This window comes from Aeromonas sp. LsrichE-8G (assembly GCF_022869435.1).
Taxonomy (GTDB): Bacteria; Pseudomonadota; Gammaproteobacteria; order Enterobacterales; family Aeromonadaceae; genus Aeromonas; species Aeromonas caviae.
In genome coordinates this window covers 21,252-23,394 of the sequence record NZ_JALIHH010000141.1, presented here as the reverse complement: position 1 = coordinate 23,394, position 2,143 = coordinate 21,252, and the positions used below count along the sequence as shown (strand labels likewise).

General features: G+C 65.4%; 1 protein-coding gene. It reads right to left on the bottom strand.

All coding sequences use genetic code 11. The features are described 5' to 3' along the window. A partial coding sequence (locus tag MUW49_RS17670) for an Ig-like domain-containing protein (protein ID WP_244813027.1) occupies positions 1–2,143 on the bottom strand: 2,143 nt, incomplete at both ends.

Genomic DNA, 2,143 nt, shown 5'->3' with positions numbered 1-2,143 from the left:
ATGGTGCCGTCGTTGTTCACGTCTTCGGTGATGACCACGGTCGGCGCACCGGTCGCGGTGGTGTCGCCCATGGTGGCGCTGTCGCTGCCCGGCAGCGAGACGTTGCCCGCCGCGTCCACGATGGTGGCGGTCACGGTCAGCGTCACGCCGTCCGCCGGACGGTCAAACTCGTAACCCACCTTGCCCGCGGTGATGTCGGCATCGGTCAACAGGCGGTCGGCCTGGCCGCTCACCTTGAGGGTGTCCCCGGCCTTGGCATCGCCCGGCAGGCTCACTTCCACGTCCACCTTGCCGCTGATCTCGGTGTTGCTGATGGTGCCGTCGTTGTTCACGTCTTCGGTGATGACCACGGTCGGCGCACCGGCCGCGGTGGTGTTGCCCATGGTGGCGCTGTCGCTGCCGCCAGTGCCCACGTTGCCGTTGAGATCGGTGTAGCTGCCGTCCTTGACGGTGACGCTGGCCTCGCCGGTATAGCCCGGGGTCGGGGTGAAGGTCGCGGTCCAGGTCTTGCCGCCATCGGTGGTGGTCAGCCCGGTCACGGTGCCGCCCACCACGGTCAGATCATCCAGCTCGAACCCGGTCACCTTCTCGCTGAAGGTGAAGGTGACCTCGCTGGTCTCGCCCACGGTCAGCTTGTCGTCAACGATGTTGACGATCACGCTCGGTGCTTTGATATCGGCGCCGGCTGTGTCGCTGCCGCCGGTGCCCGCGTTGCCCGCCAGGTCGGTGTAGCTGCCCTCGTTCACGGTGACGCTGGCAGTGCCTTCGAAGCCCGGGGTCGGCGTGAAGGTGCCGGTCCAGGTCTTGCCGCCGTCAGTGGTCTTGAGGTCGGTAACCGTGCCGCCCACCACGGTCAGATCATCCAGCTCGAACCCGGTCACCTTCTCGCTGAAGGTGAAGGTCACCGGACTGGTCTCACCCACGGTCAGCTGGTCGTCGGCGATGTGGACCACCACGCTCGGGGCCTGGGTGTCGACGCTGTAACCCTCGGTATCGGCCGCCGTGGTGCTGTTGCCCGCCGCGTCGGTGGTGGTCACCTTGGCGTCGATCACCTTGTCCCCATCGGCCACCAGGTCGCTACCCGGCACATTGATGCTGAAAGTCTTGTCGGCCAAGACCAGACCGGTGAAGGCCTTGCCATTGACGGTCAGGGTGACGGTGTCGCCCTCTTTCACGTCGCCACCCACGCGACCGGTCACGGCGATGTCCTGCTTGGACTCGGCCGCGTTGATCACATCGTCAGGGGTGATGTTGCCATCCAGGGTGATGCTGGCATTCGGTGGAGTGGTATCGAGCAAGGTAGTGTCGTCGGTGGCGCTGGCCGGGTTGCCCGCCGCGTCGGTAACGCTGGCCACCACGGTCAGGTTGCCATCCGCCAGCCCGCTCAGATCGGCGCGGGTCTGGTAGTTGCCGTCGGCATCGGTGACGGCAGTGACTGTCACGCTCTTACCAGTGGCATCGCTGATCACCAGGGTCACGGTGCGGTTCGGGCCGACATCGGAGGTGCCGCTGATGGGCGTGTTGGCCACATTGGCCGCGTTCACGTCATCCAGGCTCACCGTGATGTTCGCCGTGGTGTCCACGCTACCATCGTCGCTCGACGTGCCTCTGTTGCCAGCAGGATCAGTCACGCTGGCAGTCACGTCATAGCCCCCATCTGGCAACGGCGTCACGACATCCGCACTGTAACTGCCATCCGGTTGTACCGTGGCGGTCAGGGTCTGCTGATTGCCGTTGGCATCGGTCACTGTAAGGGTCACCGTGCTGCCGGGGGCGGCGTCCGTGGTCCCCGTGATGGTCGGGGTGTTGTCATTGGTATTGTCCGGTGCATTCACCGTCACGATCGGAGCCGTAGTGTCCACGCTGCCATCATCGGTCGCGGTGCCGGTGTTGCCGGCCGGATCGGTCACGGAGGCCGTCACCTGATAGCCCCCTTCGGCCAGCGGTGTGGTGACATCCACGCTGAAGCTGCCATCCGGTTGTACCGTAGCGGTCAGGGTCTGCTGATTGCCATTGGCATCGGTCACTACCAGAGTCACCGTGCTGCCAGCGGGGGCATCCGTGGTACCGGTCAGGGTCGGCGTCCGATCGTTGGTGTTGTCGGGGGCAGAGACGGTGATAACGGGAGCGGTGAGGTCGACCA